A 25,613-nucleotide genomic window follows, 5' to 3' on the forward strand; every position below is an offset into this window, starting at 1 on the left:
CCGTATTCGAGCGGCTGGTCAGGTGAGCTCGCGCTGGTGACGATCTGGGTCGAAGGTGGGTAGGGGAGCGCCGGTGCGCAGGATGCGGGCGATCGCGGGCTCGGCGAGATGCAGGCGACCGATCGCGACCAGGTCGAATTCGGCGTCGGCCAGCCGTCGGTAGAGACCGTCGAGTGCGGCCGGTTCGGGAATGTCTCGCTCGTGCAAGGACGTGCTCAGTCCGACGCTGCCGACGGCCATGCTGTGCGCGCCGGTCAGCTTCTTCGCCCAGCCAGCCAAGGTCAGTTCGCTCCCCGCGAAGGCCGGTCGGTCGAAATACCTGCTGCTGGCGTCGAATACATCGACGCCGGCGTCTCGCAGCGCCGTGAGGATCACGCCGAGTTCGTCGGGGTTCTCGGCGATGCGTGCGCCGTAGTCCTGCTGTTTGTGTTGGGAGAAGCGGTAGAAGATCGGCAGTCGCGGGCCTATTTCCCGGCGGATCGCGCGCACGACCTCGACCGGGAAGTTGACGCGTCTGCCCAGGTCGCCGCCCCAGTGGTCGGTGCGATGATTGGTGGCCTCCCAGACGAACGCGTCGAGCAGATAGCCGTGGCCCGCGTGGATGGCGATGCCGTCGAAACCGACCGCGACCGCGTTGCGGGCCGAGCGCACATAGGCGGCGATCACGTCCTCGATGTCGTGTTCGGTCATGGGGGCGGTCGGTGTGGTCACGGTCGACAGGTAGCGCTGCGAGTACGTCGTGCGCCCGACCCGACCCCACAGACCCGACGGGCGTAGGGGTGTGAGCGCCGGGTCGACGCGGGCCATCGCGCCCCACAGCGGGCCGACGTGCCACAGCTGCGGCACGATCCTGCCGCCCGCTTCGTGCACGCCGTCGACCACGCGGCGCCACCCGGACAGGGCTGATTCGCCGTGTAGCCGAGGCACTTTCGTGCTGTCGACCGCCATCGGATGATCTATCGCGACGCCTTCGGTGATGATCAGGCCCGTGCCGCCTTCGGCACGCCTGCGGTAGTACGCGGCGACCTCCTCACCCGGTGTGCCGCCGGGGGAGTGCTGCCGGGTCATCGGCGACATGACGATGCGGTTCGGCAATGCCAACGGCCCGACGCGCAAGGGATCGAACAGGACGTCGGCGGTGGTCATGCGCCCACGCTCCCAGCGTTGTCGGTTACGGGCAACCGGCAGGCCCGTTCAGCGGCCTCTCGGTGAATTATGTAACAGGTTATTATGTAATGATGCCCTCGGAAACTTCGCCGCGCCCCGGCAGGCCCCGCGACGCCGACAAGGACCTCGCGGTACTCATCGCCGCCAGGCAGTTGCTCGCCGAAGTCGGTTACCCGGCGGCGACGGTAGTTGCGATCGCCAAGCGTGCCGGGGTCAACACCCCCGCCATCTATCGCCGGTGGCCGACGCGTCAAGCGCTGCTCGAAGAGGCCATTCACGGCCCCGGTGGGCACGCGCTGCCCGAGCCGACCGGCGACCTCAGGGCCGATCTGGCGACCTGGGTGCGCATCTTCCTCGCTCGCGCCGAAAGCCCGGCTGCCCGCGCGGGGGTGCCCGGCCTGCTCGCCGATTCGCAGACCGAGGAAGCGCGCGGCCGGTTGCTCGCGATCGGCGCTCCCGTGCGCAAGGCCTTCGCGGAGTTGCTCAATAGTGCGGTCGATGACGGTCGGATCGCACCCGGCGCCGATGCGGACCTGATCTTCGAGATCCTCTCGGGCGCCACGACATTCCACGCCCTGCTCCGTGGCGGCGAGGAGGGTGATGCCTTCGTCGCCCGACTGGCCGACGCGCTGTATGTCTTGGCGTCCACGGGGCGCTGAGACGGCCGATCGTCGTGACTCAGACCACATCTCAATAACGTTACATGCTAGTATGTAATTGTGAGTCGAGAGTCCCATGGAGCGTGCGAATGAAGGTCGACCTGCAATTGGGCGCGCGCCCGGAACGGGTGATCGCGCGATCCGCCGAGCTGATCGCCTGCGGGGTGGACGGCCTGTTCACCTTCGAAGGCGCCCATGACGTCTTCCTCCCGTTGACCCTGGCCGCCGCCGGTCCTGAACCGGTCGACCTGATGACCAACGTCGCCATCGCCCTCCCGCGCAGCCCGGTCCACCTGGCGCACACCGCCTACGACCTGCACCTGCTCAGCGGCGGCCGGTTCCGTCTCGGGCTCGGCTCGCAGACCCGCGCGCACATCGAAAAGCGTTACGGCGGTGAGTGGTCGCGCCCGGCCGCGCGCATGCGGGACATGGTGCTCGCGATCAAAGCCGTGCTCGGCTCCTGGCAGGAGGGCACCCCGCTGCGCTTCGAAGGCGAGTTCACCCGGCACACCCTGATGCCGTCGACGTTCGATCCGGGCCCGAATCCCTATGGGCTGCCGCAGATCTGTCTCGGCGCACTGGGTCCGATCATGACCAGGACGGCGGCCGAAGTCGCCGACGGGCTGCTGGTCATGCCGTTCAACAGCGCCCGGCACTTCACCGAACACACCATGCCCGCCATCGAGGAGGGTCTCGACCGCGCCGGGCGCGAGGCCGCCGACCTGGATGTCTATCCCCAGGTGATCGTCGCGATGGGCCGCACGCCGAGCGAGCTGGCGGCCGCGGCCGTCGGCGCGCGCCGACTGCTCGGCTTCTACGGGTCGACGCCCGCGTACCGCCCGGTCCTCGACGCCGAGGGCTGGGGTGAGCTGCAACCGGAATTGAACGCGCTGTCCAAGCGCGGCGCGGTCGATGCGATGACCGACCTCATCGATCAGACGATGCTCGACACCTTGGCTGTGCACGGGACACCGGAGCAGTGCGCGGCGGCGATCATCGCGCGCTTCGGTGCCTACGCCGACCGGATCTGCTGCTATTTCCCGGGTTACGACGTCTCCGACGAACACATCAAAGACCTGATCACCGCATTGCAGGCGCCATGAGCGTGCGGATCGATGTCACCGACGGCGTCGCGGTGGTGACCTTGGATCGGCCGGAACGACGGAATGCGTTCACGGGTGCGATGGGTCGGGCGCTCGGCGAGGCCTATCGCGAATTGGATGCCGACGATGCAGTGCGGGTCCTTGTGCTCACCGGTGCACCCCCGGCCTTCTGCGCGGGCGCGGACGTCGGTGGTGGCGACACAACTTTCGACAAGCCAGACAGCGCAACGTTTTCCGCATCCCCCGTCGACCCACCCGCCTTCGCTCTGCGTAAACCGGTGATCGCCGCGGTGAACGGGCACGCGATCGGCATCGGCCTGACCATCGCCATGCAGGCCGACATCCGCATCGTCGCCGAGGACGCGCGCTACGCCATTCCGCAAGTGCGGCTGGGTGTTCTGCCCGACGCGATGGCGCATTGGACAGTGGCCAAGGTCGCCGGAATGTCGGTCGCGGCCGACATCCTGCTGTCGGGTCGTGCTTTCGACGGCAACGAAGCGGTCCGTCTCGGGCTCGCCTGCCGCTGTCTCCCCGCCACCGACGTGCTGCCCTCGGCCCTCGCGATGGCGTGCGACATGGCGGTCAACGTCGCGCCGATGTCGGCGGCCCTCAGCAAAAGGCTGTTGTGGGACACCGCGATCCACGGCTACGAACCCGCCCGGGTGGCCGAGTTGGAAACCGAACTGCACCTGCGGCTCATGGGCGGACCCGATGCTCGCGAAGGCATGCGGGCTCGCGTCGACCGGCGCGCTCCGGTCTGGTCGGCGCGGTTGTCGCGCGATTGGCGCGACCTGCCGGAGTTCTGAGAACCCGGCCCCACATGTTGATTCACCATCAGGAGTACACAGATGTCTCTCGCAGTAGACGCCGACCAGCATGCGCTGGCGCACTCGGTTGCCGCGTTCGCCCGCAAGATCGCTCCACTGTCGCAGACGCGCGAACACCTGTCCGACTACGCCGCCGGGGTGATGCCGACCGGAGTGTGGACTGCGTTGTGCGAGCCGGGGTTACACGCACTGCACCTCCCCGTCGCGTACGGCGGTGACGACTGCGGGCTCGACACGCTCGCGGTGGTGGTCGAGCAGTTGAGTGCTGCCCTGTTTCCCGGCCCCTACCTGTCGACAGTGACGGCGAGCGCGCTCGTGATGGCTGCTACCGACGCCGGTGCGCTGCTAGCGGACTTCGGGGCCGGCGTGACGGGCGCGGTCGTCACCGGGCCCGACCTGCGGGCGACGCGCGATGGCGAGGGCTGGGTCGTGTCGGGCGTGTCCGATCCGGCGCTCGGGCTGACCGGTGCCGAACGAGTTGTGGTGCGCGCCGCCGTCGACGGGGATCCCGAAGCGAGCCTGTGGTTCTGGCTCGGCCCCGCCGATCTGGTTGCACCGGCGGGCGCGGTCTCGTCGATCCAATTCACGCCCGCGGAGGCTGTCGACCTGACTCGAGCACTGGCTCGCGCCGAATTCGATGCCTACCCGATCGATGCGGGGCGGGTGCTCGATGGCATCGACCCCGCCGTCGCGGAGCTGTGGACGACCACCCTGGCGGCGGCGGAGGCGACCGGGATCTGTCGCTGGTGCCTGGACACCACCGTCGAATACATCCGGGTGCGACACCAATTCGGCCGCCCGATCGGCAGTTTCCAGGCCGTGCAGCACAAAGCGGCGCTCATGCTGGTTCGCGCCGAAGTGGCGAGCGCGGTGACCTGGGACGCCGCCCGCGCCGAGACCCAGCCGACCGAGCAGCGACTGCTCGCCGCCGCGAATGCGGCGCTGACCGTGCTGCCCGCCGCGATCGATCAGGCGGTGGACTGTGTCAGCCTGCTCGGCGGCATCGGATTCACCTGGGAGCACGACGCCCACCTGTACTGGCGTCGCGCGATCGCGCTGGCCGCTGTCGTCGGCGGCGAGGACGCGGCGGCCAGGGCGCTGGGGGAGCGTGCGCTGCTCGCCGAACGCGACTTCGCGTTCGTCGACGCCGACACACTGCCCGAACTGCGTGCCACGGTCGGCGGCGTGCTCGACGCGGTCACCGCTCTCGCGGATGACGAAATCCCCTCCGAGGGTTGGTCACCCGCGCGCGGAGGTGCCCGCCGGGCGGTGCTCGCCGATGCCGGGCTGGTCGCTCCGCATTGGCCACGCCCGTACGGACTCGGCGCCGGACCCGCCGAACAAGCGGTGATCGCCGAGGAATTCGCCCGCCGTGGGCTGGAGCGAATCGAACTCGGAATCGGCGCCTGGGTACTGCCCACGCTGATCGAACACGGCGACGACGAGCAGCGCGAACAGTTCGTCACCGCCACCATGCTCGGCGACATCATCTGGTGCCAGCTGTTCTCCGAACCCGGTGCAGGCTCCGATCTCGCCGGATTGTCCACCGCCGCGCGCAAAGTCGACGGCGGCTGGATCATCAACGGCCAGAAGGTGTGGAATTCCCAAGCGCAGGACGCGGATTGGGCCGTGTGCCTGGCGCGCACCGACACCGAAGTCCCACGACACGCCGGCCTGACCTACTTCCTGATCCCGATGAACGCAGACGGGGTCGAGGTCCGTCCGCTGCGTCAGGTCACCGGCATCTGGGAGTTCAACGAAGTCTTCCTCGACGAGGTCTTCGTCCCCGACAGCCAGGTCGTCGCGAAGCCCGGTGACGGCTGGCGGATCGCGGTTACCACGTTGTCGAACGAGCGGGTCGCCATGGGCTCGGCCACCTTCGGCCACGGCTCGAGCACCCTGGTCCGCCGCCTGCTCGAATCCGGCGACCACACCGGCACCCGCGACGACGCGGTCCGTGTCCTCGGCCGCAACACCGCGCTCGAGCTGTCCGTCGCCGCGCTGAACCTGCGCGACGTCGTGGCCAGGATGAACGACAGGACCGACGGCAACGGTTCCAGCAACAGCATTCGCAAAGTCTGGAACGCCATCGCCCAACGCGACGCCACCCGCGCTCTCGCCTCGATCCTCGGCCCACGCGCCGCCATCGGACACCCCGAGCAGCCCTACACCTTCGACTTCCTCGGCCTGCCCGCCATCCTCTTCGGCGGTGGCACCATCGAAATCCAGCTCAATATCATCGCTCGACGCGTGTTGCGTCTGCCGCAATAGGGGCTACCACGTCGGTCAGTGGCGCGCGGCCTCCTGCTGCCGCCACTGCCGGGGGCTCACCCCATACCTCGCGCTGAACCATCGCGAGAAGTTGCTCACCGAGGAGAAGCCGAGCAGATCGCCGACCTCGGTGAGGGAGTGCCGGCGGTTGGCCACCATCCGTTCGGCCAAAGCGCCGCGGATGTCGTCGACCAACGTGGTGAATGTCGTGCCGTCCTGCGCGAGCTTGCGGTGCACCGTGCGCCGGTCGACCCCGAGGCTGCGAGCCACCTGCTCGACGGTGCAGCGGCCCGTCGGCAACAGTAATTCGACGAGTTCGCGGACTCGGTCGGTGACCGTGGCCTCCCGCGACGGCGCCATGGCGAGCAACTGCTGCGCGTAGGCGCGTAGGAGCGGGTCGGCCATCGCGTTCTCGGCGTCGAGATCGCCGCTGTAGGTAAGGATTCCGTTGAAATCCTGATCGAACTCGACGTGCGGGCCGAACATCTTGTGATAGGTGGTCCGGTCACGCGGGGCGGGGTAGGAGAAGCACACCTGCGTCGGGCGCCAGGTCGGTCCGGCGAATCCGCGAAGCAGCCCGTACAGCACTCCGGTGGTGAGCTCGACGGCCTGCCGGACCGGGACCGCTCGACCGACGTCCACGTTCACCCGAATGGTGGCCATGCCGTTCGCCTCGATGACCTCGGTGTGCAGCGCCTCGTTGTACATGTGCTCGTGGCGCGACAGCAGCCGCAGCGCGCTGCGCACGTCCGGCTCCTCGCGGATGACCAGGCTCAGCGGGCCGAGATTGGAGAACCGCCGCAGCTGCGCCAACCGCAGGCCGAAGTCCTCCCTGCCCGATGCGACGGCCGAGCGTTCCAGCAGGTCGGCGACGGCCTCGGCGGGAATCCACCGGTCCTGCGTGCCGAAACCGGCCGGATCGAGTCCGCAGTCACGGATCAATCGCGCCGGTTCCAGGCCGAGTGACCCGGCCAGTTCGACGTAATCGTTCAATGACGCGTACCGGGACAGCGGCTTCATCCAGTGCCTCCAAGTGTCCCGAGGGGAATAGTTTTCTGTCCCGACAGGATAAGCGTTGATGCGTGATCGAGCCTACTGTTATGTCCATCACATAGAAGGAGAAGCTGTGGCACACGCAATTCGATTCGCTGAAACCGGTGGTCCCGACGTGATGCGGTGGGAGTCCACCGAGGTCGGCGCGCCGGGGCCCGGCGAGGTCCGTATCCGGCACGAGGCGGTCGGGCTCAACTTCGCCGACACCTATTTCCGCACCGGTCTGTACCCGGCAGCGTTGCCGGCGGGACTCGGCGTGGAGGGGGCCGGCGTCATCGATGCCGTCGGCCCCGGCGTCGACTTCGCGGCCGGTGACCGCGTCACCTACACCGGTAGCCCGCTCGGCGCGTACAGCACCGAACGGATCATGCCCGCCGAGCACCTGATCGCGCTGCCCGACGGCATCGCGTTCGACACCGCGGCCGCGACCACCATGCGTGGACTGACCACCGCCTATCTGCTGCGCCGCATCCACCCGCTGCGCGCGGGCGACACGGTGCTGCTGCACGCGGCGGCGGGTGGGGTCGGGCAGCTGTTCACCCAGTGGGCGAAGCTGCTCGGCGTCAGCGTGATCGGCACCGTCTCCAGTGAGGAGAAGGCCGCGGTCGCTCGGGCCAACGGTTGCGACCACGTGGTGATCTACACCAGGGAGGACGTCGCGACCCGGGTTCGTGACATCACCGAGGGCGCGGGCGTTCCCGTGGTCTACGACAGCATCGGCAAAACGACCTACCAGTCGTCCCTGGATTCTCTCGCTCGGCGCGGCCTGCTCGTGTGCTTCGGCACCGCCTCGGGGCCCGTGCCGCCGATCGAGGCGATGCAACTGGCGGTGAAGGGTTCGCTGTTCGTCACCCGGCCCGCGCTCGCCGACTACATCGCCGACCCGGCCGAACGCGCCGAACTCGCCGGTGAACTGCACGACCACCTCACCGCGGGCCGGCTGCGGGTCGAGATCAACCAGCGCTACGAACTCGCCGATGCCGTGCAAGCCCATCGCGACCTCGAAGCGGGCCGCAGCGTCGGCGCGTCGGTCTTCGCGATCTGACGCGTCCACCGGAAAGGAACAAGCCAATGACCGTTCGAACCGCGATGCGCGCGGCGCCGCTGACCGCGACCATCGGCGCCGAACTACACGGGGTGAACCTCGCCGAGGTCGCCGCCGACGACGCCCTCTTCGCCGAACTGCGCACCTTGCTTTTGCGCCACAAGGTGCTCTTCGTCCGCGATCAGGACATCACCCGCGCCGAACATGTCGCGCTCGCTGAGCGTTTCGGCCCGCTCGAGGACCACCCGGCGCTCAGCAGCGATCCCGACCATCCCGGTCTGGTCCGCATCTACAAGGACCTCGACAGCGCGCCCGAGCATTACGAGAACGCCTATCACTGCGATGCCACCTGGCGGGTCAATCCCCCGATGGGAGCGGTCCTGCGCTGCGTGGAATCGCCGCCCGTCGGTGGCGACACCATCTGGGTGAACATGGTGGAGGCGTACAAGCGGCTGCCGCAGTCGGTGAAATCGCGGATCGCGCATCTGCGGGCCCGGCACAGCATCGAGGCGAGTTTCGGCGCCGCGCTCTCGGAGGAGAAACGACTCGCCCTGCACGAGCGTTTTCCCGATGCCGAACATCCGGTGGTGCGTATCCACCCGGACACCGGCGAGGACATTCTGTTCGTCAATTCATTCACCACGCATCTGGTCAATTACCACACGCCGGAGAATGTTCGATTCGGCGCCGACTACGCGCCGGGTGCGAGTGAACTCCTCAATTACCTGATGCGCCAAGCGAGTATCCCCGAATACCAGGTGCGCTGGCGCTGGACCGAGAACAGCTTCGCGATCTGGGACAACCGGTGCACCCAGCACTACGCGGTGCAGGACTACTGGCCCGCCGTCCGCAAGATGGAGCGCGCCGGGATCGTCGGCGACCGTCCCTTCTGAATTCCACTTTACGATCAGCCCCGCAATTCCGATCGGAGTATCCCCATGCATTTTCACGACGACGCACTGTTCCCCGAGAACCAGGAAAAGCTGGTCATTACCGCCGCGCCGTACGGCCCGGAATGGGAACTCGACGATTTCCGCGACGATCTCCCGCTCACCATGGACGAGCATGTCCAGGCCGCCGTCGACTGCTACGAAGCCGGCGCCACCGTGCTGCACATCCACGTGCGTGAACTCGACGGCAAGGGCTCCAAGCGCCTGTCGAAGTTCAACGAATTGCTCGCCCGCCTGCGCGAGGCGGTGCCGGACATGATCCTGCAGGTCGGCGGCTCGATCTCCTTCTCGCCCGAAGGTGAAGGCGCCGAAGCGAAGTGGCTCACCGACGACGCGCGGCACATGCTCGCCGAACTCGATCCCAAACCCGACCAGGTCACCATCGCGATCAACACCAGCCAGATGAACATCGTCGAGTTGATGACCGAGGACGACATCGCGGGCACCTCCTTCGAACGGCCCGAGGTGTACGAGGCGTACCGGGAGATGTATGTCCCGGCGGGCCCGACCTGGGTTGCCGAGCACTTGAAGCGCTTGCAGGCCAACGGCATTCAGCCGCACTTCCAGCTGTCGAGCATTCCGCAGCTCGAGACCGTCGAGCGGCTGATCCGCCGCGGCGTGTACACCGGCCCGCTCATGCTGACCTGGGTCGGCATCGGCGGCGGCTTCGACGGCCCGAACCCCTACAACATGATGGAGTTCATCCGCCGCACTCCCGACGGCGCGGTGCTCACCCTGGAGACGCTGATGCGCAGCGTGCTGCCGGTGAACACGATGGCCATCGCGATGGGTCTGCACGCGCGCTGCGGCAACGAGGACACCCTGTGGGGTCGCAAGGGCGAGAAGATGACCTCGGTCCAGCAGATCCAGCAGTTGGTCCGGATCGCGGGCGAACTCGGCCGCGAGGTCGCCACCGGTAAGGAAGCGCGCGAGATCTACAAGCTCGACGAGCGCTACGCCGACGCCGACGAGACGCTCGCCAAGATCGGGTTCGCCCCGAACCGTCAGCCGGGCCAGGTCGGGTTCACCCACCACGCCTGACCCTCGGCGGGGATCACCTTCCCCTGTCACGACAACCCGGTGGACGTCAGCGACGACGTCCACCGGTTCGCAGGAGCACCCATGGACCACACCACGACCGTCGTGCCCGTCGCGTCGGCGCCGAACCGTTCCTCGTCTGTCACCCGCAACTATCCGTGGCTGGTATTCGCCCTCGCCTTCGGTCTGCTACTGGCCGACTACATGTCCCGCCAAGTGCTGAGTGCGGTGTTCCCGTTCCTGAAAACCGAATGGACACTGTCGGATTCGCAGCTGGCCTCGCTCAGCAGCGTGGTAGCGCTGATGGTGGGTCTGCTCACGTTGCCGCTGTCGGTGCTGGCCGACCGGTGGGGTCGGGTCAGGAGCCTGGTGGTGATGGCGGTGGTGTGGAGCATCGCGACCCTGGTGTGCGCCCTGGCCGACAACTACCCGCAGATGCTCGTCGCCCGATTCTTCGTCGGCGTCGGTGAGGCCGCCTACGGCAGCGTGGGGGTCGCGCTGGTACTCAGCGTGTTCGCGGCCCGTCGGCACGCGGCACTGAGCGGTGCGTTCATGGCCGGTGGTTCGTTCGGTTCGGTGCTCGGTGTCGCCGCGGGCGGTGTGATCGCCGTACACCTGGGGTGGCGATGGTCGTTCGCCACCATGGCGGTCTTCGGTCTGGTGCTGGCCATCGCGTTCCGTGCGGTGGTCACCGAGGAGCGCAATGCCGCCCACGCCACCGAGCCAACCCCCGAAATCGCTTTCCGCGCACCGATTTCGACGCTGTTCACCAATCCGGCCGTGCTCTGCGCCTATGTGGGTAGCGGACTGCAGATGTTCACCGCCGCGGTGTTGCTGTCGTGGATGCCCAGCTTCTTCAACCGCTACTACGGGCTGGCGCCCGACCGGGCCGCAGGTCTGGCGGCGGTGATCGTGACTCTCGTCGGCGCCGGCATGGTGGTGTGCGGTGTGATCACCGACCGGGTCGGTCGCGCCGACATGGCGCGCAAGTGGACGACCGCGATCGTGTTCTGCCTGATCTCGCTCGTCACCCTCGGCCTCGGTTTCAGCCTGAATACCGGTGCGCCGCAACTGGTTCTGCTCGGCATCGGCGCCTTCTTCTCCGGCGGTTCGGCCGGTCCGACCGTGGCGATGGTCGCCAATCTCACCCACCCCTCGGTCCGCGCGTCGGCGTTCGGCACCCTCACTCTCGCCAACAGCCTGCTCGGGCTGGCACTTGGCCCGTTCGTTGTCGGTGTCCTCGCCGACCATCTCGGTCTGCAGAACGCGCTGCGGGTGACGCCGGTGGTGTCGGTCCTCGCGATCGCCGCCCTGCTGCTCGGCCGCCGGGTCTACCCGCTCGGGCTGCGCAAGCTCGCCACCGTGCACGCCTCGCACTGATTCCGTCGAAAAGGATTGCCGCACCTCATGAATGCTCTTCCCGAACCCACCGTTGTCATCGTTCCCGGCCTGCGCGATCACGTCGCCGACCACTGGCAGAGCCTGCTCGCCGACACGCTCTGGAAGGTGGCGATCGTGCCGCCGCTGGAACGTGACGGGCTGAGCCTGACCGCACGGGTCGCCGCACTCGACGCGGCGCTCGCCGACATCGACGGACCCGTCGTCCTGGTCGCGCACAGCGCGGGCGTGCTGATCACGGTCCACTGGGCGCAACAGTCCGACCGGCCGGTGCGCGGCGCGCTGCTCGCCACGCCGCCCGATTTCGAAACTCCACTGCCGCAGGGCTATCCGACCGCCGAGGAACTCACGGCCAACGGCTGGACGCCGATCCCGCGCAGGCGGTTGCCCTTCCCCAGCATCGTGGCCGCGAGCAGCACCGACCCCTTGGCCACGGCTCGCCGCGTCGCAGGCATGGCCGAGGTGTGGGGGAGCAGACTGGTCGACCTCGGCGACGTCGGCCATCTGAATCCGGCATCAGGCTACGGACCGTGGCCGCGTGCCCAGGAGTTGCTCGACGAACTGCTGGACGCGCCGCTATCTGTCCGGCGAACATGCGCCCCGAGCAGCAGCGAGGAACCCGTCACCGCGGCACCACTCACGCGGGGCCGATGACCTTCTGGCCGCTGCGCTCAGCGGAGGTCGTCGGGGTGTGGCCTGACCAGGCCGAGGTCGACCCGCACGTCAGTGACCGGGCGCGTCTACCGACTAGCCGGATAGCCCCATTCTCGGCACGCCGACTTCAGCGCGTCCGGGACGGCCGGGTCGGCGGGCAGCGGGCGCGCCGGCTGGATGACGCCGGAGCGGATGGTCTCGCTCCAGTCGCCGATACCCCGGACATAGCTTCCGTGGTCAATCGGCCGTAGTCCAGCATCGAGGGCTGCCACTCCACGTCGAGGAAGCGGCACAACCCGCGCACGGTTTCCTCGGGGCGGTGGGTCAGGTCCTCGTAGCGGACCTCGTGGCCGTCGAGCGCCGCACGGGCCTCGTTCATCGCCGCGACGAACTCCAAAGTTCTTCGCACCGGATCGATTTCACGGCGATCCGCCCAGGCACGGCCCAAGGAGTCGGCGATCTGCGTGGGGTGGCGCAGGAGGAACACGTAGCGGGCATCGGGCCAACACGCGGCGATCCGTCGCCAGGTCAGCACGCTGCTCGTCGTCTTGTTGACCATCCGGTCCTTACCGCTGCGTTCCAGCTCGTGGTGCAGGAGGCGGTCCCAGAGCAGATGTTCCAGCTCACGGATCGTCAGGCCGAGCGCGTCCAGCGAGATACTCGCGTAGCGCTCGGTGATGTCGTCGGCGGTCCACTCGAGTTCCTGGACGGTCAGCAGATTCAGGTGCAGTTCGTGCGGGGCGTGGATGCGTGAATGGCTGTTCAACACCGAACGCAGCAGGGTGGAACCGGATCGGGGCGCGGACAGGATGAAGATCGGCGCCGGCACGAGACGGGTTGCCTGCTTCACGGTGGTCGGCTCGGTACGGGGGCGGCGAACAGACCTCGTCGGATCAGGAGTTCGAGCACGCGATCGGTCGACTCGGCGACCGTCTCGGCAGCGGTGTCTATCCGCAGCTGGGGGAGCAGCGGTTCCTCGTAGGCGGCATCGACCCCGGTGAGCTGGGTCAGCTCGCCCCGTGCCCGGCGCGCGTACAGCCCTTTGACATCGCGCTGCTCGCAGTCCGAGAGCGCGGTGGCGACGTGGACCTCGGCGAAGTCGAGGCCGACGTCATCGTGGCGGGCCCGCATCAGCGCACGATCGGCGGCGTACGGCGCGATGGCCGCCACGAGAACGAGCACGCCGTGGCCGGCCAGCATCACCGCGAGGGTGGTGATCCTGCCGAGGTTGCGCTTGCGGTCGTCGGGGGTCAGGCCGAGTTCGGGCCACAGCCGCCCGCGCACGTCATCGCCATCGAGTACCTCGACCGGATACCCGGCGTCTGCCACGCGCTGCCGGGTGGCGGTGGCGAGGGTGGTCTTTCCCGAACTGGGCAGCCCGGTCAGCAGAACTGTCCCGCCCGGTCCGCAGGGCCCGTCATTCATCAGACATTTCTGACAGGGCGAAATTATGCGGGGGTATCGATTGCGGGATCGACACGTAAACGACTGCTGCCCAAAGGAATTCGTCCTGGGACGATAACGGATACGGTGCCACTGATAATGAATCAGCGCAGCTCGAGCCTAATTTCCGAAGACGAAGCTGCGCAGAACCAGGAATCGCAGCCCGCCCACCACGGCCATGACAGCGAGCACGGCGCCCGCCTGCGCGGTCTCGCCGAGGCTCGGCGCCAGGAAATCCAGTCCGGCCAGCGCCGCCGTGCTGATGCCGAGGCCGAGCAGCGCCAACCCGCCGCCCTCCCACTGCGCGGTGAACCCGCCGACCCTGCTCCCCGCCCGGAAGGTGAGTTGCCGGTGCAATTCGTTGGCGATCACCGTGCTCACCATCGATCCGGCGACATTGGCGACCAGTGGGCCGCTGCCGTGCATGGTCACGAACAACAGCACATAGGCGATGTTGCTGGCCCCGCCGACCAGGGCGAAGCGGATCAGCTGGGCGAAGGTGTGATCGCCGCGCAGGTATCGCAGGACGAGATCGATGCGTGGCCGAGGACCTGTCCAACCGGTGTAGACGCTGGTGGGGAGCATTCCCGGACGGGTGATCTGCGGTGCGGTCATGTTCGTTCCGATCAAGCGTGTGGATGTCGTCGGTGTGCCTGGCAACGCTTGTGACTATACGTAGATGTATACGTATATACAAGAGGCGCGACTGGTGAGTGCGTTTCCAGACCGCGTCGTAATCGGCATGGCACCCGCAGCGCGGTCGGCGGACACTGGAGTGATGGTTGACAGGGAGCAACGCACGCCCTTCTACGGAGTGGTGCTGATTCTGGTAGCGCTGGGAGCGGCGATGGCGGTCAGTTATTACGGGCCGACCTGGGTCCGTGTCACCGTCTACATCCTGGCGGTGATGGGTATCCTGGTCGGCGGCGTCATGACATTCCGGGACTACTCGCACTGACGCTGCGATGCGATGCGCGCCCCGGTTCGGCGGGGCGCGAGGTTCGACGATGTCGATGCTGCCGGTGACGTGATGGACCCTCTGAGGAGTTCGCTGTGGCCTATATCGTGGATTTCGCAACCGTGTCGACCCAGGGACTGGAGTCGTCGCCCGTCGTGGACGCGCTCGCCGGATTGCGGGCGAACGAGGCTCGGTACTTCAAGAACAAATACGATCATGTCTTCACGGTGGAGCCCGCGAGCGAGGCGACATCGGCCGTCGACTGGGTGAGCCGGATACTCGCGGACGAACGTGACATCGTGATCTCTTCTCGTCCGCTGGAGGCCACGGCTTTCCAGGTCGAGAACCTTCGGATCGCCTACGTCTTCTACGAGAGCGGTCTGTCGATCAATGTCATGTACTCGATCGACGATGCGAAGAAGCGGGCGGTCGGGTTCAAGCTCAGCGAGGGTATGGAAGTGCCCGCCGAGCTCGACTCGTTCAAGTTCGCGCGGCAGAAGTCGAAGCTGGCGGGCACCATTCGCGGCTCCTACTTCGTCATCAAGCACGAGTACTGACTGAACTCACCCTGCGGCAAACCCTGTTGGGAAGGCGGCTGCGACGAGGACCCTGTGGTGGTCCGAGTATTCCCGCCCGTTGTCGCAAGGAGACTCCCATGACCGTCGACGCCAGCACCCGCCTCAACGACGTGAACATCGAGGCCGTAGGTGGTCTCGTGGCGGCAGTTCGAGCCGAGCCGACCAAGGCGCAGACCACCTGGGCGGCGCATATCGCGTGGGACGGCGGGTTCTCCTCCGAGGCGCGTATCCGCAAGTTCGCGGCCATCCCTTCCGACGAACCGGCGGCCCTCGGCGGCGGCGACACCGCCCCCAACCCGGTCGAACAACTCCTCGCCGCTCTCGGCAACTGCCTCGCGGTCGGCTACGCGGCCAACGCCACCGTCGCCGGTATTCGCATCGACAACTTGCGCGTCGATGTGAAGGGCGACCTCGACCTGCACGTATTCCTCGGACTCGCCCAGGGCCACGCAGGCTTCGAGTCGATCACCGCGACAGTGTCGATCGAAACGGACGCCTCCCGGGAGCAGCTCGAGGAACTGCACGCGAAAGTGCAGTCCAGCTCTCCGGTGGGGCATACGTTGCGCAACGCGGTGCCGCTCGACGTGACCCTCGCCTAGGTGTACTGACCCGGGTTGCTCGGCCGAGTCACGTTTCCGTCGGCCGGCTTGGTTCGCCACAGCTCGATCCCGATGTCCACCAGGTCGACTCGGTCGAGGTGGGTGACATCGTCGAGCGGGTGCCAGGCGGCGAGGTCGGTCGAGCCATTGGTTTCGTGACGGAGTTCCCCGGCGGTGATCCGACCTTCGTACACGATCCGTAGGCCGTGGAAGTCCGCGAATTCACCCCCGGCGCGCGGATATCGATGGTTGACCGAGTCGATGCCGAGAAGCTCGACGACCTCGACGAGGTATCCGGTCTCCTCGTCGACCTCTCGAACAGCGGTGGCGATCGGATCCTCGCCGTGGTGCATTCCACCGCCCGGCAACGTCCACTGTTTGGCGCCGTCGGGCGACACCCACCTGGCGAGCAGCAACTCGACGGCACCGGCGACTTCTCGCACGCAGATGGCGTAGGCGGCGACCCGCAACTCATCGCTCACTCCGAGAGGCTACTTCGTCCTGGTTCGCGGAGGTCGCGAATCCGGCGACGGCGAATCATGCGGCGGCAGCGGACTTCTCGGAGGCCGGGGCTACGGGGTCACGGCTGGAGCGGCCGGTTCGATGGCGTTCCGCCTGATCAGCAGGACGACGGCCAGGATCGGGTAGACCAGGATCGGGAGCATCGTTCCCAGGTAAACCTGCTGGTCGAGCAGGATGGCGGCTCCGCTGAGCAAGGAGAAGTCGAACAGGCCGTGGAGGATCGAGTTCACGGCGTTGCTGTGGCTGACCCGGCGGATGAGGTAGAAGAAGTAGCCGGCGAGGCTGACGATGATCGCCTGGGGGAGCGCGGACACCCCGTGCCCCACCACGTTCGTCAGGTGCACCGCGCCGAAGACGACACTCGACCACAACGCCACCTTGCCCTCGCTCAGGCCGTGCTCGCGCAGGACCGTCACCCCGATGCCGCGGAACATGCCTTCCTCGCCCCAGCCGACGAACTGGGTCGCGATCAGCAACACCACCACGAACAGCCAGCCCTTCTCGGCCAGCGCGGCGTAGTCGATTCCGGCCGCGATCGCGACGACGAACACGGCAGGCACGATCCACACCCAGGCGCGCGTCGGCCGATCGTCGTGCAGCACCGGCCGCAGCCACCCCAGATACGCGATGACGCCGTAGGTGAACGCCAGCGCCACTCCCAACGGGATGACCATGGTGAACACCAGTCCGCGGGTGGTGAAGAAGTCGTGTTCACCGCTGAGTCGGGCAAGGATCAATCCACCGCCCTGGATGATCACGAGGTAGGTGATGACGATGGCCGCGAACAGGGGGTAGGACAGGCTTCGCGGCGTCGAGGTGTCCGGAGCGTTCATCCGTCGAAATCTAGCGGATCAGTGTGTTCGATCCTGGCCGCTGCTGTGGCGCTGCGTTCGGCGAGTGCCCGATCACCAGACGACGGCACCGGCCTCGTCATCCGAGATCGCAGGCCGGTGGGAGGTGGACGTAGTGTGTTGGTCGCGTCCTGCCCTGTTCGAGTCCGATGGAGAGATCAACGTTGCCGAGACTCACTCGCGCCGAAAGCGTGCAACGGACCCGTGCCGCGCTACTGAGTGCGGCCGAGGATGTGTTCGCGGACAAGGGATTCGCCGATGCCGCACTGGACGACATCGCCGAACGCGCCGGATTCTCCCGCGGGGCGGTGTACGCGAACTTCGCGAACAAGACCGATCTGTTCCTGGCGCTGCTCGACAACTGGCTACAACGCGAAATCGACAACGGTACAAGGCTGACCGACCCCGACAACACCGCGCAGCAAGATATCGATGCACTCGATGGGCACGGCGGAAACCGGTTCGCCGACCGGAAACGGTTCCTTCTGCTGATCGAGTTCCGGCTCTACGCTCTGCGTCATCCCGAGGTAGCCGATCGCCTGCGCGACTACGACCGAGCCACGATGGACTGGTTCGGCTCCACCGTGGAACGGGTCGCCGAGGCGTCCGGAATTCGGCTGCCCGCGCCCACCGAACAGATCGCGCTCCTCGTACTCGCCGTGGAACACGGCATCGCCACCCTCGCCCACACCGACCCCGAGCGGATCCCGCACGACTCGTTCCTCGATGCGTTGACCCTGCTCAACCGCTCTCTCACCGCGATGGCCGCCGCCGAAAGCTGACGTCGCCCACCGGCATATCGAGCCCGCCTCGGCCTGCGGCTCGGGTCATCGTCGGGTCTTGACAACTCGGACCGACCTCCCCAAACTCATCAGCGATACGCGAGTGTATTCGGATGCCTTGGTGCATATATGCCTGTCTCGCACTCATCGACCATGAGGAGTCGTGCAGATGCGCACAGACCCGGCAACCATCGATCGCGGCAGGTTCCGTAGCGCTCGGTTGCTGCGTCGGCTCGGGCTCGTCTTGTTCGTGTTTCTGTTGCTCTCGACCGAGGCGCGCGTTGTCACCGCGGCTCCCGTGGACGCCGTGCCTCAACTCCGTCGCGACGGACGGTGGCTGGTCGATCACTACGGTCGGGTCGTCATCGTGCACGGGGTCAACCTGGTCTGGAAGCAGGCGCCGTATGTGCCGCCCGACACCGCCGAGGGCTTCACCGCGGCCGATGCCGCCTGGCTGGCCGAGCACGGTTTCAACGGCGCGCGGATCGGAACCCTGTGGGCGGGAGTCACTCCCACCGCGCCAGCAGTGGTCGACAACGACTACCTGGACAGCTGGGACCGCGTCGTCGGACAATTGGCCGCGAACCGGATCTGGACACAGTTCGACTTCCACCAGGACCAGTGGCACGAAAGCTACGGTGGTGAAGGCGTACCGCAGTGGGCGGTGCGACGGCCGGCTGCGTTCGGGCCCTTTCCGGTGACGACAGCCGAATTCCCCTGGGGTTACTGGTTGCCCGAGCAGTCCGCGCTCTGGGACGACTTCTGGGCCAACCGCAACGGTCTGCTCGACGGCTGGGCTCAGGCCTGGCAGGCGGTGGCCCAACGCTGGCGAGATCAGCCCTACTCCATGGGATATGACCTGCTGAACGAGCCGTGGGCCGGATCCGAGTTCGCCGAGTGCGCGATCACCGGATGCGCACAGCACTACCGCACCGAACTACAACCGGCGATGGACCGCGTCCGCGCCGCGATCAGGCAGGTCGATCCGTCCGGCATCGTCTGGTACGAACCCCAGCAGCTCGCGGGCGGACGTGATGTCGCGACCTTCTTCGAGCCGATCGCCGACGATCCGCAGATCGGCTACTCCTGGCACAACTATTGCCCCCAGATCTTCCTGCAATCGCAAGGTCTGCCCGGCGCCGACGCCGAGGGCTGCCTCGCCTACAGCGGTCAGGCGCAAGAACGCGCCCTGCATCAGGCCGACCGCATGGGCGCGGTAGGACTGATGACCGAATTCGGTGCGACAGACAATATCCGGGCGCTCGCCATCGACACCACCGCCGCCGACCAGGCCCTGACCGGCTGGATGCACTGGGCCTACAAACACTGGAATGACCCCACCACCGCCGACACCGCCCAGGGCCTGTTCACCGCGGACGGTGAGCTCTCCTCGACCAAGCCCGACAAGCTCCGCACCCTGGTCCGCACCTATCCCCAAGCCACCGCGGGGATTCCGCGCTCGCTGTCCTTCGACGCGGCAACCGGAGAATTCCACTACACCTACGACCCCGCCCCGATGCGAGCCCCGACCGAGATCTTCATCAGCCCCCTGCACTACCCGAACGGACCTGAGATCACCGTCGAGGGCGGGCGCGCGAGCGCAGTCGGCCCGGACCATCTGGTGCGCATCGAGTCCGACACCACGACGCCGATCTCGGTGACGATCCGCGATCGGGGCCAAGGCCCGCGCTGAGCCGACCAGCCGTTCTCGACGGTCCTAATCGAAGTGGCCGCAGCGGCCGGTGAAGACGGTCGAAATCACCGGTCGCAGAACGGTATCCAGCACACGGGGGTCGGCGGCGGCTGATTCGATCGACAGAATGTCGCCCAGTCCGCGGGTGGCGGAGGTGATCATCGTCGCGGCGGCGGCGCTGTCGACCTCGACATTCACCTCGCCGCATTCCTTGCCGTTCTGGATGGCGGTGGCGATCCTGCCGTGCAGTTCGTGATGGGCTCGCCGCGCGATCCGGGCCAACTCCGGGTTGTTCAGCGAAAGGGTCCACAGGCTGCGATCGACCCGGAACTCCACCTGCCGTTCGGCGTCGAGTGGCAGTAGTTCGGCCAAGCCTGCCAGCAGCATCGCCGAAATCGGCTGCCCGGCCGCTTCGCCTGCGCTGATGTGTTGCGCGACCCGGTCGGCGCTGCGACGCAGGCAGTCCTCGTACGAGAATCGCAGCAGCTCGTCCTTGTTGGCGAAGTAGTGCTGGATCAACCCGACCGAGATCCCCGCGTCGTTCGCCACTTTGCTGAACGTCACCCGAGATAGCCCCTCCTCGGCCAGCAGCCGCTGGAAGGCGTGCGTCATCAGCGTGCGTCGTTGGTCATGATCGGCAACTCGAGGCATGGACAACAATATACTCATATGGTTATCGTTCCAATATGGCGATATTGGAACGATGGCCGGTGCTGCTGTTCTCGATGCTGGTGCTCATCGGTTGCGCGCCCGCTCCGGATGCGGTCGTGGGCGGTTCCGGTCCGAGCGCCGGTTGGGACGAGTTCGTGCGCGCGCGGATGGCCGCGCTGCGGATTCCCGGGGCCGCGTACGCGGTGGTCGACCGGGCGGGGATACGGCATGCCGGAACTTTCGGCACCGATGGCTCGGGCGCGCAGGTCACCCAGGGGACCGCGTTCCTGTGGGGTTCTGTGGCCAAACCGGTGACAGCGCGCTTGATTTCGACGATGGTGGCGGCGGAGGAGTTGAGCCTCGACGAACCGGTGACCACCTACCTGCCGTCGTTCCGAACCGGCGACCCTGCGCTATCGGCGCGAATCACTGTGCGGCACTTACTGAACCAGACAAGCGGCTTGCCGACGTCGACAACCCATACCGATCGAACCGACGCGCACCGCAGGCCGGGTGACGTGGTCGACGAGCTCGCACACGAGTCGCTGACCGGTGAACCCGGTGTCGCACAGCGCTATTCGAGTACAAATTATCTGTTGCTCGGTGCCGTGGTCGAGTCGGTCACCGGTCGACCTTTCACGGAGGTGCTCGCCGAGCGCGTGCTCGAACCACTCGGTATGCGCACCGCTGTCACGTCCGCGGAACAGGCAACCGCCGTGGTTCCCGACGGGCATCGCTTCGTCTTCGGCAGGCCGGTGCCGTTCGCCACGCCGTTCGACCCGGCCGGGGTGGCCTATGGCTATCTCGGCGGCACACTCGACGATCTCGCCGCTTTCGCACGGGCGAGTCTGGGTGATGGCACCGTGCTGGACGGAGCTGTCCCCACCGGTGAGGGGAGGAGCTATGGCCTCGGCTGGCGTCACTGGACAGTCGACGGCACCGACATCCCGATGGTCTGGCATGGCGGTGCCGCGCCCGGCTATGCGGCCCACGTCATCCTGCTGCCGGACCACGCCGTCGTCGTCACCGCGAACGCCTATGGAAAGTTCCAGGAGGCCGCACTGCTCGATATCGGATTCGGGATCGCGGCGCGCACGCTCGGGCATGAGTCTGCGGTGGCCCCGGTCGAACGCTCCTACCAGGCGATTCTCATCGGCCTCGGCGCATCGGTGGCTATCGGCATCGCCGCGGTGGTTCGCGGTATCCAGCTGCTCGTCCACCCGAAAGCGGTGTCGCGACAGCGGGCGGCCGCGAACTTCACCCTCTGGCTGCTCGTGATCGGTGGGGTCCTGGCGGGTCTCGGCATCGCACTGCCTACCGCCGCGGGGGTCGAACTGACCCAACTCGTTCTGTGGGCTCCGGATATCGCAGGCTTGGTGTTCACGATCCTTGCGATCGGCGCACTGGTGCTGCCGCTGCGACTTGCTGTCGCATTGTCGTCCGCCGGGCTGATCGGCCCCACACAGAACAGTCCCCGGTAGTCTCCATCGAAACCATGAGCTCAGTCGTCGCTGATACTCCGGTATTCGATTGGCTTGCCGGGGGCTTAGCCAGATCCTGAAAACGACGTCACTACGGTCGGCAAACGTCTCCGTCGGCAGTGTGGCTCATTTCCGGTGTTCCGGTATCCCTCCAGTCTTCTCCTGATTCGCTCGATGTCAATACCTCGGCACTACTGAATACGGCCGAAATTATCGGCGCAAAGGAGACCGTCCATCGCATTGTGCGGATCGTCGCTTCGGAGGACAGTAGATATGTCCGGTGGCGCCCACCGGGGCGCCACCCTTCCTGAAAGTAGGAGGTGGCCCCGTGTACGCACGTTCCAGCACATTTGCGGCCCAGCGGTCGTCGATCGACCGCGGAATCGCATACCTCCATAATTCGATGATGCCGAATATGCCCGACCTCCACGGGTGGGTGGGTATGTCGCTGATGGTGGACAGGGCGACAGGCCGATGCATCGCCACCACCGCGTGGGAGTCCGAGACCGCGATGCACGACAGCAGTATGCGCATCCGATCACTGCGTGATGGTCTGGCCGAGGCATTGAACGGCTCGGTCGACAGTATCGAGGAATGGGAAGTCGCGGTCATGCACCGCGATCACCTGGCCGGCGCGAGTGCCTGCACCCGCTGCACCTGGATCCAGGTCGATCCGGCTGGAGTCGACTTGGCGATCCAGACGTTCAAGTCCGGCCTCCTGCCGGAGCTGGAGAAGATCGAAGGATTCCGCAGCGCCAGCCTTTTCGTCGACCGAGCAACCGGGCGCGGAGTGGGATCGACCGTCTGGTCGAGCCGAGAGGAATTGGACAACAGTCGCCCCCACGTGGATCGACTGCGGGACGCGGCGACCCGCGTGATGAGAGCCGAAGTTCTCGAGGTGGCCGAGTTCAGGCTCGGCTTCGCGCACCTGCGAGTTCCCGAGCTGGTGTAAACCGCCAGACATCCGGCCGGGCAGCGGCAACTCCCGGCCGGCCTTCGGGCAATAGATCCGAATCCGATCGACTCGGCGGCCGTGGTCGATTTCAGGAGTACGTCACGACTACCGGGACGGCGGGCTTCGATGAGCGATGGATCGCTGAACAACGATTCGGCTGGGCAGGCGCGCACTCAACGTCTGCTGGCGGCGCTGCTGGCGATGGCGATGTTCGTGCTCGTTGTCGATACCTCGCTGATGAACGTGTCGATCTCGGCGGTGGTTCACGATCTCGACACCACTGTCAGCGGGGTCCAAGCGGCGATCGCGTTGGAAGCGCTGGTTTCGGCCGCGTTCATCCTGATCGGCGGCAAAGTAGGCGATCTGATCGGACGCAAGCGGGCCTATGCGCTGGGTCTGATCGGCTACGCGATCGGGGCATCGGCGATGGCGTTCGCGCAGAGCCTGGTCGCGATCGTCATCTTCTGGGCCGTGCTCGGCGGGATCGGCGCGTCGCTGCTGTTGCCCGCCATGCAATCGTTGATCCACGGCAACTTCCAAGGAGCGGCGCAGAAGAAGGTCTATGCCCTCGTCGGCGCGGCGGCTGCGATCGCGGCCGCGATCGGCCCACTGCTCGGAGGTTTCATCACCACCTACCTGTCGTGGCGGGTCGGGTTCGTGCTGGAGGTCGTCGTGATCGCGATCGTGCTGTCCGGGATGGGAATCGTCCGCGATGTGTCCTACACCGGCCCCCGCGGCGTCGACAAGGTCGGGGCGGTGCTGTCGGTTCTCGGCATGGGCGGGATCGTGCTGGGAATCCTGGTGTGGCAGGAGGGCGGCGAATCAGTCGGTGTGCTCTTGGCTGTCGGCGCGCTGGCGCTGGCCGGCCTCGCCTATTGGCTGGTCCGGCGTAAGCGCGCGGGAAAGCCGACATTGCTCGACCCGGACTTGTTCCGATCCAAGATCTTCCGACTGGGCATCTCGGGGCAGATGCTCCAGCAGATCGCCCTCGGCGGCACGATGATCGCCCTGCCGATCTACTTGCAGATGGTGCTCGAGTACAACGCGATGCAAGCCGGCCTGTCCATCGCACCCCTGTCGTTGAGCATGTTCGCCGTTGCGGTGCTCACCGGCAGATACGCGGGCGATCGGCCGGCCCGCAACATCATCCGGTGGGGATTCGTGCTCCTCACGGTCGGGATAGTGGTGCTCATCCCGATCGTTCCACGAGCGGAATTCGGCTGGGGGCTCATAATCCCGCTCATCATCGCGGGGTCGGGGTTGGGTCTGCTTGTGTCCCAGCTCAACAACTACACACTGGCCCCGATCGAGGAGGAGCGGATCAGCGAAGCCGCCGGCGTCAATTCGGCGGCCGGGTCGTTCGGGCTGTCCTTCGGCCTGGCGTTCGCCGGTGCCATCATGCTGGCGACCTTGTCGATCACGTTCACGAGCATGGCGGAATCGAGCACGGTGCTCCCACCGGCACAGCAACAACAGGTGGCGCAGGCACTGGAGGACGACGCCGAGGTCATGAGCAATACCCAACTCGATCAGCTGCTCGTCGACGAACCTCCGGAGATCCGTGCCGAGGTCATTCGCATCAACACCGACGCTCGGCCCTTCGCTTTGCAAGTGGCACTGCTGGTTCCGCTCCTGGCCGGTCTCATCGGGTTGTTCAATTCGTTCCGTATGCGGCGCATTCCGGAAGGACTGCCGACGTCATCCTGATTCAGGTCGCGATATCTGCCGTCACGGCCGACGATGATCCCGAACTGGCTGCCAGGCGGTGACCGCCCAGATGACCACTACGCTCAGCCCGATGATCAAGAGGGACCACGCGGGATAGTAGGGCAGGGACAAGAAGTTCGCGATCATCACCAGCGCCGCGATACCCACTGCCGAGTATCGGGCCCACGCGGCGCCCGTCATCAAACCGATCGAGCAAATGATCGCGATCACACCGAGGACGACATGGATCCATCCCCACGTGGTCGCGTCGAATTCGTAGACGTAGCTGATACCGGCGACATAGAACTCGTCTTCGGCGATCGCGGCGATTCCCTCGAGGATGGAGGCGGCCGCCGTGAGGAACAGCATGATCGCGGCCAGGATGGCGATCCCCGCGGCGGCGGCTTGCCGCTCGAAAGGCTCATCCTCGGGAACGGGACGATTCACGGAAGAATTGCGCTCGGTCATAGCAATCCCCTTGCTGCAGCGAACTTCGGACATGGGCAATCGCGCGCTCTGGTAAGGGCGGCGCCTGACTAAAGGGTGGTGCTCGCGATCGGAGTCGATCGCCCACTATCCGTCGATCTCGACACGCCGCGAGTTTATCGGACACATTCCCGTCGATGCCGCGATGTTTCAGGTTCGCAACCGTCCCGGGTGGTCGATCAGACCGCGCGCGGATTCCAGGTCGTGACGGCCCAGATGACCACCACATCGAGCACGATGATCAGGATCGACCACGCCGGATAGTAGGGCAGCCACAGAAAATTCGCGATGAGCGACAGCGACGCGATGACGACCGCGACAATCCGCGCCCAGGTGGCGCCGCTCATCAGCCCCACCGCGCTCAGCGCGAGGACGATCCCGCCGACGATGTGGATCCAGCCCCATGTCGTGGTGTCGAATTCATAGAGGTAGTCGATGCCGACGACGAACAGGTCGTCCTCGGCCACTGCTGAGATGCCCTGCAGAACGGACAACACGCCGACGACCAGAAGCAGGATCGCGGCGCCGATGGAAGTGCCCGCGGCGAACCCCTGCTGGACCGGATGCTCGGTTTCCGATGCGTGAGCCATCATGAATCCTTCCGTAGAAGACCGACGTCCACCGTTTCTCACTGGGATCTGTGATGGCCTCACCCGAAACGGATGAACCGGATCGCCATAGACCGGTCCGACGACTGGTTTCGCGATCTCATCCCTTGCGGGTGACGACCGGCCGGCATCGG

The 25,613-nt window shown here is 66.5% G+C and carries 27 protein-coding genes; 17 read left to right on the forward strand and 10 right to left on the reverse strand.

The features are described 5' to 3' along the window. Positions 1–18: 18 nt before the first annotated feature. Positions 19–1,077 (reverse strand): oxidoreductase, encoded by a 1,059-nt coding sequence (locus tag OHS03_RS00300; RefSeq protein WP_405151529.1) that lies wholly within the window; start codon positions 1,075–1,077, stop codon positions 19–21. Between the two features lie 161 nt (positions 1,078–1,238). Between OHS03_RS00300 and OHS03_RS00305 the strand changes: the two genes are divergently transcribed. From OHS03_RS00305 to OHS03_RS00320, 4 genes are all read left to right on the forward strand, one after another. After that, entirely contained in the window at positions 1,239–1,826 is a 588-nt protein-coding gene (locus OHS03_RS00305; protein ID WP_328659822.1) for a TetR/AcrR family transcriptional regulator, read from the forward strand. Positions 1,827–1,915: 89 nt separating this feature from the next. Beyond that, entirely contained in the window at positions 1,916–2,929 is a 1,014-nt protein-coding gene (locus OHS03_RS00310) for a TIGR03617 family F420-dependent LLM class oxidoreductase (RefSeq protein WP_328659824.1), read from the forward strand. Further along, positions 2,926–3,735 (forward strand): enoyl-CoA hydratase/isomerase family protein, encoded by an 810-nt coding sequence (locus tag OHS03_RS00315; protein WP_328659826.1) that lies wholly within the window; start codon positions 2,926–2,928, stop codon positions 3,733–3,735. The genes OHS03_RS00310 and OHS03_RS00315 overlap by 4 nt, the downstream gene beginning before the upstream one ends. Positions 3,736–3,777: 42 nt before the next feature. Continuing rightward, the gene (locus OHS03_RS00320; protein ID WP_328659829.1) at positions 3,778–6,027 is read left to right on the forward strand and encodes an acyl-CoA dehydrogenase family protein; all 2,250 of its coding nucleotides are present in this window, start codon (positions 3,778–3,780) and stop codon (positions 6,025–6,027) included. A gap of 15 nt (positions 6,028–6,042) precedes the next feature. Here OHS03_RS00320 and OHS03_RS00325 read toward each other — a convergent pair whose 3' ends face one another. Next, on the reverse strand, positions 6,043–7,047 hold the full coding sequence (locus OHS03_RS00325; RefSeq protein WP_328659831.1) for an AraC family transcriptional regulator: 1,005 nt from the start codon (positions 7,045–7,047) through the stop codon (positions 6,043–6,045). 106 nt (positions 7,048–7,153) lie between these two features. Here OHS03_RS00325 and OHS03_RS00330 point away from each other — a divergent pair, with 106 nt between their 5' ends. The 5 genes from OHS03_RS00330 (at position 7,154) to OHS03_RS00350 (ending at position 12,165) form a co-directional block, all read left to right on the forward strand. Next, entirely contained in the window at positions 7,154–8,125 is a 972-nt protein-coding gene (locus OHS03_RS00330; protein WP_328659833.1) for a quinone oxidoreductase family protein, read from the forward strand. Between the two features lie 26 nt (positions 8,126–8,151). Continuing rightward, positions 8,152–9,018, forward strand: a complete 867-nt coding sequence (locus tag OHS03_RS00335) for a TauD/TfdA dioxygenase family protein (RefSeq protein ID WP_062985087.1) — start codon at positions 8,152–8,154, stop codon at positions 9,016–9,018. Between the two features lie 45 nt (positions 9,019–9,063). Continuing rightward, positions 9,064–10,116, forward strand: a complete 1,053-nt coding sequence (locus OHS03_RS00340) for a beta-keto acid cleavage family enzyme (RefSeq protein ID WP_328659834.1) — start codon at positions 9,064–9,066, stop codon at positions 10,114–10,116. Positions 10,117–10,197: 81 nt separating this feature from the next. Next, the gene (locus tag OHS03_RS00345; protein ID WP_328659835.1) at positions 10,198–11,493 is read left to right on the forward strand and encodes an MFS transporter; all 1,296 of its coding nucleotides are present in this window, start codon (positions 10,198–10,200) and stop codon (positions 11,491–11,493) included. 27 nt (positions 11,494–11,520) lie between these two features. After that, a complete protein-coding gene (locus OHS03_RS00350) occupies positions 11,521–12,165 on the forward strand; it encodes an RBBP9/YdeN family alpha/beta hydrolase (protein ID WP_328659837.1) in 645 nt (214 codons plus the stop codon). A gap of 127 nt (positions 12,166–12,292) precedes the next feature. On the opposite strand, the gene OHS03_RS00355 is transcribed toward OHS03_RS00350, so the two are convergent. From OHS03_RS00355 to OHS03_RS00365, 3 genes are all read right to left on the reverse strand, one after another. Then, positions 12,293–13,015 carry a sulfotransferase family protein gene (locus OHS03_RS00355; protein WP_328659839.1) on the reverse strand — a complete coding sequence of 241 codons (723 nt, stop codon included), beginning with the start codon at positions 13,013–13,015 and terminating at the stop codon, positions 12,293–12,295. Further along, positions 13,012–13,590: an adenylyl-sulfate kinase gene (gene cysC / locus OHS03_RS00360; RefSeq protein ID WP_328659841.1), complete on the reverse strand. Its 579-nt coding sequence runs from the start codon at positions 13,588–13,590 to the stop codon at positions 13,012–13,014. Before cysC ends, OHS03_RS00355 begins: the two co-directional genes overlap by 4 nt. A 138-nt stretch (positions 13,591–13,728) precedes the next feature. After that, positions 13,729–14,223 carry a GtrA family protein gene (locus OHS03_RS00365; protein ID WP_405150122.1) on the reverse strand — a complete coding sequence of 165 codons (495 nt, stop codon included), beginning with the start codon at positions 14,221–14,223 and terminating at the stop codon, positions 13,729–13,731. Positions 14,224–14,386: 163 nt separating this feature from the next. Here OHS03_RS00365 and OHS03_RS00370 point away from each other — a divergent pair, with 163 nt between their 5' ends. The 3 genes from OHS03_RS00370 (at position 14,387) to OHS03_RS00380 (ending at position 15,743) form a co-directional block, all read left to right on the forward strand. Further along, on the forward strand, positions 14,387–14,566 hold the full coding sequence (locus OHS03_RS00370; protein WP_056821658.1) for a hypothetical protein: 180 nt from the start codon (positions 14,387–14,389) through the stop codon (positions 14,564–14,566). 95 nt (positions 14,567–14,661) lie between these two features. Continuing rightward, a complete protein-coding gene (locus OHS03_RS00375) occupies positions 14,662–15,123 on the forward strand; it encodes a DUF8821 family protein (protein WP_063055980.1) in 462 nt (153 codons plus the stop codon). A 98-nt stretch (positions 15,124–15,221) separates the two neighbouring features. After that, positions 15,222–15,743, forward strand: a complete 522-nt coding sequence (locus OHS03_RS00380) for an OsmC family protein (RefSeq protein WP_328659843.1) — start codon at positions 15,222–15,224, stop codon at positions 15,741–15,743. Here the strand turns inward: OHS03_RS00380 and OHS03_RS00385 are convergent. Beyond that, positions 15,740–16,225 carry an NUDIX hydrolase gene (locus tag OHS03_RS00385; RefSeq protein ID WP_328659845.1) on the reverse strand — a complete coding sequence of 162 codons (486 nt, stop codon included), beginning with the start codon at positions 16,223–16,225 and terminating at the stop codon, positions 15,740–15,742. The two genes, OHS03_RS00380 and OHS03_RS00385, sit on opposite strands and share 4 nt — an antisense overlap. Positions 16,226–16,315: 90 nt before the next feature. Next, a complete protein-coding gene (locus tag OHS03_RS00390) occupies positions 16,316–17,098 on the reverse strand; it encodes a CPBP family intramembrane glutamic endopeptidase (RefSeq protein WP_328659847.1) in 783 nt (260 codons plus the stop codon). Between the two features lie 182 nt (positions 17,099–17,280). Here OHS03_RS00390 and OHS03_RS00395 point away from each other — a divergent pair, with 182 nt between their 5' ends. Together OHS03_RS00395 and OHS03_RS00400 are read left to right on the forward strand one after the other, a co-directional pair. Next, positions 17,281–17,898 carry a TetR/AcrR family transcriptional regulator gene (locus tag OHS03_RS00395; protein WP_328659849.1) on the forward strand — a complete coding sequence of 206 codons (618 nt, stop codon included), beginning with the start codon at positions 17,281–17,283 and terminating at the stop codon, positions 17,896–17,898. 169 nt (positions 17,899–18,067) lie between these two features. Then, on the forward strand, positions 18,068–19,591 hold the full coding sequence (locus OHS03_RS00400) for a cellulase family glycosylhydrolase (RefSeq protein WP_328659851.1): 1,524 nt from the start codon (positions 18,068–18,070) through the stop codon (positions 19,589–19,591). Positions 19,592–19,615: 24 nt separating this feature from the next. Here OHS03_RS00400 and OHS03_RS00405 read toward each other — a convergent pair whose 3' ends face one another. Beyond that, positions 19,616–20,242, reverse strand: a complete 627-nt coding sequence (locus tag OHS03_RS00405; RefSeq protein WP_328659853.1) for a TetR/AcrR family transcriptional regulator — start codon at positions 20,240–20,242, stop codon at positions 19,616–19,618. Positions 20,243–20,277: 35 nt separating this feature from the next. Here OHS03_RS00405 and OHS03_RS00410 point away from each other — a divergent pair, with 35 nt between their 5' ends. The 3 genes from OHS03_RS00410 (at position 20,278) to OHS03_RS00420 (ending at position 24,385) form a co-directional block, all read left to right on the forward strand. Beyond that, positions 20,278–21,723 (forward strand): serine hydrolase domain-containing protein, encoded by a 1,446-nt coding sequence (locus OHS03_RS00410; RefSeq protein WP_328659855.1) that lies wholly within the window; start codon positions 20,278–20,280, stop codon positions 21,721–21,723. Between the two features lie 415 nt (positions 21,724–22,138). Beyond that, positions 22,139–22,675: a hypothetical protein gene (locus OHS03_RS00415; protein ID WP_235569840.1), complete on the forward strand. Its 537-nt coding sequence runs from the start codon at positions 22,139–22,141 to the stop codon at positions 22,673–22,675. Between the two features lie 129 nt (positions 22,676–22,804). Beyond that, entirely contained in the window at positions 22,805–24,385 is a 1,581-nt protein-coding gene (locus OHS03_RS00420; protein ID WP_328659857.1) for an MFS transporter, read from the forward strand. Between the two features lie 21 nt (positions 24,386–24,406). Here the strand turns inward: OHS03_RS00420 and OHS03_RS00425 are convergent, their stop codons facing one another. After that, complete coding sequence (locus OHS03_RS00425) at positions 24,407–24,853, reverse strand: DUF7144 family membrane protein (RefSeq protein WP_328659860.1); 447 nt, start codon at positions 24,851–24,853, stop codon at positions 24,407–24,409. Positions 24,854–25,050: 197 nt separating this feature from the next. After that, the gene (locus OHS03_RS00430) at positions 25,051–25,461 is read right to left on the reverse strand and encodes a DUF7144 family membrane protein (RefSeq protein WP_328659862.1); all 411 of its coding nucleotides are present in this window, start codon (positions 25,459–25,461) and stop codon (positions 25,051–25,053) included. Between the last annotated feature and the right edge of the window lie 152 nt (positions 25,462–25,613).

The organism is Nocardia salmonicida, assembly GCF_036142455.1.
Classification (GTDB): domain Bacteria; phylum Actinomycetota; class Actinomycetes; order Mycobacteriales; family Mycobacteriaceae; genus Nocardia; species Nocardia salmonicida.